Origin of the sequence: Curvibacter sp. PAE-UM (genome assembly GCF_001432305.1) — a bacterium.
Lineage (GTDB): Bacteria > Pseudomonadota > Gammaproteobacteria > Burkholderiales > Burkholderiaceae_C > Hylemonella.
In genome coordinates this window covers 1476263-1482419 of the sequence record NZ_KQ483358.1, presented here as the reverse complement: position 1 = coordinate 1482419, position 6157 = coordinate 1476263, and the positions used below count along the sequence as shown (strand labels likewise).

Annotated in this window: 5 protein-coding genes; all 5 read left to right on the top strand. The window is 66.9% G+C overall.

Annotation, left to right across the window (positions count from 1 at the left end):
• Window positions 1-465: 465 nt before the first annotated feature.
• The 5 genes from AO057_RS07275 to AO057_RS07255 all read left to right on the top strand — a co-directional run bounded on the left by AO057_RS07275 (window position 466) and on the right by AO057_RS07255 (window position 6148).
• Window positions 466-2049 carry an indolepyruvate oxidoreductase subunit beta family protein gene (locus AO057_RS07275; protein WP_057675001.1) on the top strand — a complete coding sequence of 528 codons (1584 nt, stop codon included), beginning with the start codon at window positions 466-468 and terminating at the stop codon, window positions 2047-2049.
• 106 nt (window positions 2050-2155) lie between these two features.
• A complete protein-coding gene (locus AO057_RS07270) occupies window positions 2156-3196 on the top strand; it encodes a TRAP transporter substrate-binding protein (protein WP_082605448.1) in 1041 nt (346 codons plus the stop codon).
• A 69-nt stretch (window positions 3197-3265) separates the two neighbouring features.
• Window positions 3266-3778 (top strand): TRAP transporter small permease, encoded by a 513-nt coding sequence (locus AO057_RS07265; protein ID WP_240480748.1) that lies wholly within the window; start codon window positions 3266-3268, stop codon window positions 3776-3778.
• Window positions 3779-3788: 10 nt separating this feature from the next.
• Window positions 3789-5090, top strand: coding sequence for a TRAP transporter large permease (locus AO057_RS07260; protein ID WP_057674999.1), 1302 nt, complete (start codon window positions 3789-3791; stop codon window positions 5088-5090).
• A gap of 62 nt (window positions 5091-5152) precedes the next feature.
• The gene (locus AO057_RS07255) at window positions 5153-6148 is read left to right on the top strand and encodes a Bug family tripartite tricarboxylate transporter substrate binding protein (RefSeq protein WP_057674998.1); all 996 of its coding nucleotides are present in this window, start codon (window positions 5153-5155) and stop codon (window positions 6146-6148) included.
• Window positions 6149-6157 lie beyond the last annotated feature (9 nt).

Sequence of the window (6157 nt, the reverse complement as noted above, 5' to 3'; positions counted from 1 at the left end):
GGGGGGGGGGGGGGGGGGGCCTGGATTTGGTTTCGTCGTGCCGGCTACGCTTCTACGGCACGTGGCGCCGCCACAGCTTCTTCTCTCCCCGAATCGCGAGCCCACGGTCGTAGAGAACTCGCACCGATCTGCACGCCAAGGCTGGCGGCTGCGCCAGCCAGCAACGAGACAAGCAACACAAGCTGTTCCCCCTGTCTCGTGTACAGCGGGCCGCGCAGCGGCCGCTGTCGTTGGCACGCACCAGCCCAACCATTTACTACGACCACAGGCGTGAAATGCTGGCGCCCAAACCACGGTGGCGACGCTTCGCTCCATAGAAGCCTGTCCAGAAACCAGAACCCAAATCCAGGCTCCCCTCTACCCCGGCGGGGGTAGAGAGGGGCGGGGGGGAGTGTGGGGGGCAGACCAGCTGTCGCAGACAAACAAAGCCGAGCTCCACCAAAAACAGAACAAGAAACAAAAGACATGAACCAACAACCCATCTCCCTCCTCCTCTGCGCCCTAGGCGGCGAAGGCGGCGGCGTCCTGACCGAATGGCTGGTCGAGACCGCCCGCCATGCCGGCTACCCCGTGCAAGCCACTTCCATCCCCGGCGTGGCGCAGCGCACCGGCGCCACCACCTACTACCTTGAGGTCTTCCCCGTGCCGGTGGCCGAACTCGGCGGCCAACGCCCGGTGCTGGGCCTGTACCCCATGCCGGGGCGGCTCGATGCCCTGGTCTCCAGCGAGTTGCTGGAAACCGTGCGACAGATCAGCCTGGGCCATGCCAGCAGCGACCGCACCCTGGTGCTGAGCTCCACGGCGCGCGCGCTGACCACGATGGAGAAGATGCAGATGGGCGACGGCCGGCGCGATGCGCAGGGGCTGCTGAACCTCATCACCACCCACAGCCGTGCCCACCATGTGCTGGACATGGCCGAGCTCACGCGCCAGGCCGGCACCATTGTCAGCGCCGTGATGCTGGGCTGCATCGCCGCCAGCGGCCTGCTGCCCATGGGCCGCGCCGAGTACGAAGCCATCCTGAAGGACAGTGGCGGCAGCGCCCAAGCCAGCCTGCGCGGTTTCGCCCTGGGCTTCGACGCCGTGCACGCGCAGCGCACCCAGGCGCAATTCATCGAGCAGGTACTCACACCGAAAGCTGTGGCACCGGCCGCCAAAGTGCCGGCCCTGCCCGCCACCGTGGCCGCGCTCTTCCCCGGCGTATTGCACGAGATCATCGCCCTGGGCCATGCGCGCCTGGTGGAGTACCAGAACGCGGCCTATGCCCAGCGTTACGTCGAGCGCCTGCAGCAGGTGCTGGCAGCAGAGCGAACCAGCGACCCGCAGGGCACGCGCGGCTGGGCCGTGACGCGCGAGATGGCGCGCTGGCTGGCGCTGTGGATGGCGTTCGACGACATCATCCGCGTGGCCGACCTCAAGAGCCGCGCCAGCCGCTGGTCGCGTGTGTTGGGCGAGGTCAAGGCCGGCGAGGCCGACCTGCTCAAGCTCTACGACCACTTCAAACCCGGCGCGCCCGAGTTCGCCGCCCTGCTGCCCACGGGCCTGGCGCAACGCGTGCTGGCCTGGGACCGCCGTCGCGTGCTGGCCGGCAAGAACCCCTGGGCCCTGCCCCTGAAGATCGGCACGCATTCGGTCTTCGGCATGCTCGCCCTGCGCGGCCTGGCCACGCTGCGCGCGCTGCGCCCCCTGGGCAGCCGCTTTGTCACCGAGCAGACGCTGATCGAGTTGTGGCTGGGCGCGGTGGTGAGTAGCACACAACGCCACTGGGCCACGGGCCACGAGCTGGCCTTGTGCGGCCGCCTGATCAAGGGTTACGGCAGCACCAACGAGCGCGGCAAGGACAACCTGCTGCACGTGGTGCAACACCTGGCCACGACCGGCCACTTCGAACACGATGCAGCGCGCGCCTCCGCCATCGCCGCGGCACGCCAGGCGGCCCTGGCCGACGACGCCGGCAAGGCGCTGGACCGCGCCCTGCAGCAGCACGGTGCACCGGCCCGCCCCGTGAAAGAGCAGCCGATCCGCTGGATGCGGCGGCGCCAGGCCTGAGGAGGCCGCCACAGGCAGTGATTACGCTCATATACAAGGGACCGGGCGGACTGTACATTGGTCCGGTCTGAATGATTCCAACCACCACAAAGAGGAGACCCCGCGTATGCAACAGCCCACCCAAGCACTGACCCGTCTGGCGACAGCCTGCGCCACTGCCCTGCTGCTGGCGGCAGCCCCGGTCCAGGCCCAGGACAAGCCGGTGATGTTCCGTTTCTCCAGTTGGGTGCCGGCCCAGCACCCGCTGAACCCATCGCTGATCGCCTGGGGTGAAAGCATGAAGAAGGCCTCGGGCGGCACGCTCAGCGCCACCATGTTTCCGGCCCAGCAGCTGGGCAAGGCTTTCGACCACTACGACATGGCGCGCGACGGCATCGCCGACTTCGCCTATGTGAACCCGGGCTACCAGCCGGGCCGCTTCCCGGTCTTCGCCGCCTCGTCCCTGCCCTTCCTGATCGCCAACGGCAAGGGCGGCTCGGCCGCCGTCGACGCCTGGTACCGCAATTACGCGGCCAAGGAGATGAAGGACGTGAAGTTCTGCTTCGCCTTCGTGCATGACCCCGGCACCTTCCACTCGCGCAAGAAGATCGTCCTGCCCACCGACATCAAGGGCATGAAGATCCGCCCGGCGCACGAAGGCGTCGGCCGCATGGTCACGCTGCTGGGCGGCACCAACGTGCAGTCCTCGGCACCCGAAGTGCGCGAGATCATCGAGCGCGGTGTGGCTGACGCGGTGACCTTCCCCTGGGGCTCGATCCCGCTGTTCGGCATCGACAAGGTGGTCAAGTACCACATGGACGTGCCCCTGTACGTGACGCCCTTCGTCTGGGTCATGAACCAGTCCAAGTACAACGCCCTGTCGACCGCGCAGAAGAAGGTCGTGGACGACCACTGCACCACCGAGTGGGCCGAGAAGGTGGCCAGCCAGTGGGCCGACTTCGAATACGCCGGCCACGCCAAGCTGGGCGCCATGCCCGACCACGAGGTCTACAAGCTGACCCCGGACCAGCTCGACGCCTGGCGCAAGGCCGTGGCCCCGGTGGAAGCAGAGTGGGCCAAGGACCTGAAGGACAAAACCGGTCAGAATCCCAAGGCCGCGCTCGACGGCCTGAAGCAGCAACTCGTGAAGTACAAGGCTGCGATGTAATCAGCAAGCAGGCGGGTGATGCCAGCCGGCATCGCCCGCTGCCGGCATTCCCTGTCTCTGGAGCACTGCGTGAAGCGCAATTCTATGGATCGTGTCATCGACACGATCGAGTGGCTGGCTGCGATCTTCGTCGGCATCGTCGCCCTCAACATCTTCGTCGCGGTCATCCTGCGCAAGTTCTTCGACACCTCCATCCCGGACGCCTACGACTTCGGTTCGCTGCTGCTGGGCATCCTGATCTTCTGGGGCATCGCCGCCACCAGCTACCGCGGCACGCACATCACGGTGGACCTGCTGTGGACCGCCGGCAGCAAGCGCACGAAACGCTGGATCGACATCTTCGCCACCCTGGTGTTGCTCTTCGTGGTGGTCGTGCAGACCTACACCCTGTTCGACAAGGTGCTGGTCACCTGGCGCGACAACGTGCTCACCTACGATCTGCACCTGCCGACCTGGCCCTTTTTTGCCGTGGCCTGGCTGGGTGATGTCGCAGCGGTGCTCCTGATCGCCATCCGCACCTGGCGCCTGATCTTCCAGCCCGAGCTGATCGAAGACCATCCCGAACAACACACCAGCGAATGAGGCTCCCGTCTTGAATACCGATCTCGTGGCCGGCATCGGCTTTGTCGTCCTCTTCGTTCTCATGCTGTTGCGCGTGCCCGTGGGCATGGCCATGGGCCTGGTGGGCGTCACCGGTTACGGTTACATCGTGGGCATGGACCCCGCGCTCAAGATGGTGGGCCAGACCACCATGCGCACGGTGACCGACCAGAACTTCGCCGTCATCCCCATGTTCATGCTCATGGGCGCCTTCGTCTCCATCTCGGGTGTGAGCCGCGAGCTGTTCCGCGCCGCCAACGCCTTCATGGGCCACCTGCGCGGCGGCCTGGGCGTGGCCACGGTGCTGGCCTGCGGCGGCTTTGCTGCCATCTGCGGCTCCTCAGTCGCCACGGCGGCCACCTTCTCCAAGGTGGCCTACCCGGAGATGCGCCACTACAACTACCCCAAGTCCTTCGCCACCGGCGTGATCGCCGCCGGCGGCACCCTGGGCATCATGATCCCGCCGTCCACCGTGCTGGCGGTCTACGCCATCCTGACGCAGCAGGACATCGGCAAGCTCTTCATGGCCGGCGTGCTGCCCGGCCTGCTGGCCATCGCCATGTACATCCTGACCATCGCGCTGATCGTGATGGCCCGGCCCGGTTTTCTGCCGGCCGGCGAGCGCAAGCCCTGGAGCGAACGCCTGGCCAGCCTGAAGGACGTGTGGGCACCGCTGGCCCTGTTCATCTTCGTGATCGGCGGCCTCTACGGCGGCCTGTTCACGCCTTCGGAAGCCGGCGGCATGGGCGCGGCCGGCGCCTTCATCCTGGGCGTGGTGCGCCGCCGCCTGAACCTGGCACAGATCCGCGAGGCCCTGCTGGAAGCCACGCGCACCTCGGCCGCTGTCTTCACGGTGCTGATCGGCGCGCTGCTGTTCGGCTACTTCCTGACCATCACACAGACGCCGCAGAAGGTCACCGAACTCCTCACCGGCCTGGGCCTGAGCCGCTACGCCCTGCTGGCCATCATCATGGGCATGTACCTGGTGCTGGGCTGCCTGATGGACGCCATGGCCATGATCATCCTGACCGTGCCCATCATCTACCCGCTGATCCTGCAGCTTGGCTTCGACCCGATCTGGTTCGGCGTCATCATCGTGATGACGGTGGAGCTGGGCCTGATCCATCCACCCGTGGGCATGAACGTCTTCGTGATCAAGAGCGTGGTGCAGGACGTGACTTTCACCCAGATCTTCCGCGGCGTGCTGCCCTTCATCGGCACCGACCTCATCCGCCTCGTCATCCTGATCGCCTTCCCGGCCATCGCCCTGTGGCTGCCCGGCCGCATGGGCTGAAGCCACCCCGTTTCATTCGATACTTCCCCGTCCTCACCGAATCCCTCAAGGAGCACACCACCATGCCTGGCATCCCGACACTCTCCCGCCTGAGCCGACGCACCCTGCTCGCCGCATTGCTGGCCACCGCTGGCGCGCTGCCCGTGGCACAGGCACAAGGCTATCCCAACAAGCCGCTCAAGGTCATCGTCACCTTCCCGCCGGGAGGTGTGGCCGACGTGCTGGCGCGCATGGTGGCCGCTCCGCTGCAGGACGCGCTGGGCCAGCCCGTGGTGGTGGAAAACCGGGCCGGTTCCGGCGGCAACATCGGCGGTGACGTGGTCGCCAAATCGCCCGCTGACGGCTACACCCTGCTGATGAGCTCGGGCGGCCTGGTGTCGGTGAACCCGCACATCTACGACAAGATGCCCTTCGACCCCACCAAGAACCTGACCCCGGTGGCCTCGGTCGCGCGCGTAGCGGTGTTCCTGGTCGTCAAGCCCGCGCTGCCGGTGGCCAACGCCCGTGAGTTCGTCTCCTACCTGAAGGCCAACCCGGGCAAGCTGTCCTACGGCACGCCGGGCAACGGCAGCTCGCCGCACCTGGCCACCGAGATGCTCAAGAGCATGACCAGCACCTTCGCCGTGCACGTGCCCTACCGCGGCGCGGCCCCGGCGCTCAACGACCTGCTGGCCGGCCAGATCGACTTTGCCTTCGATCCGGGCATCGCCCTGCCGCATGTGCGCGCCAACCGGCTCAAGCTGCTGGCCATCGGCAGCCCCAAGCGCTCGCCGCTGTTCCCCGACGTGCCCACCGTGGACGAAGCCACCGGCCTCAAGGGCTTCGACGCTGACAGCTACTTCGGCTTCTACGCCCCGGCCGGCACGCCGCCCGCCGTGATCACGCGCCTGAACACCGAGATCAACAAGATCCTGGGCAGCCAGTCCGCCAAGGACCGCATTGCCGCCCTCGGTGGTGAAGCCGCAGCGATGAGCCCGCAAGCTTTCGCCGCGAAGGCGACGGACGACTCCAGGCGTTTTGGCGCCCTCATCCGCGAACGCGGCATCAAGGGCGACTGAGCTCCCAGC